This window comes from Pseudomonas spelaei, assembly GCF_009724245.1.
GTDB classification, from domain to species: domain Bacteria; phylum Pseudomonadota; class Gammaproteobacteria; order Pseudomonadales; family Pseudomonadaceae; genus Aquipseudomonas; species Aquipseudomonas spelaei.
Map to the genome: position 1 here is coordinate 1 of NZ_WNNK01000080.1, position 538 is coordinate 538.

The 538-nt window shown below is 62.6% G+C and carries 1 protein-coding gene; it reads right to left on the reverse strand.

Annotated features, from left to right (window positions below):
* On the reverse strand, positions 1–538 hold a 538-nt coding region (locus GNF76_RS29270; protein WP_155586505.1), incomplete at both ends, for a filamentous hemagglutinin N-terminal domain-containing protein.

Genomic DNA, 538 nt, shown 5'->3' on the forward strand with positions numbered 1-538 from the left:
GCCCATTGGCATCAAGCTGAATATCCCCACCACTGGCCGCCAACGTCCCGTCCAGCTTCACACCCACACCAGCTTCAGTGCCCACCAGCTTGATCGCGCCGGCGTACATCCCGCCCAACGCCGACGAGTCAATCGCCAGCTCCGGCTTGGCGCTGCCGTCATCGGCACGCGCGGTGGCATTCAGGGTCTGGGCGTTGACGTCGTTACGACCGGCAATCACGGTCAAATTGCGCGCATTGATCTGCGCGTTGATCTTGGCTGAGCGGGTGATGATTTCGAAGCGATCGACGTTGTTGGCGTTCAGGCCCTGGCCGTCAATGGTCACGGCGCCGCCATCAACCTGGTAACGGTCCAGGCGGCCGTTATCGAGGATGGGTTTGCCGGTGGTCAGGGTGACGTTGGGGGTGTTGATGAAGCCGCAACCGTTGCAGCTGATGCCGTAGGGGTTGGCGACGATGACCTTGGCCGACTGGCCCGCCACTTCGGTGTAGCCGCGCAACTGGCTGGGGCTGCCGCCGTTGACTTCGTTGAGGATGAT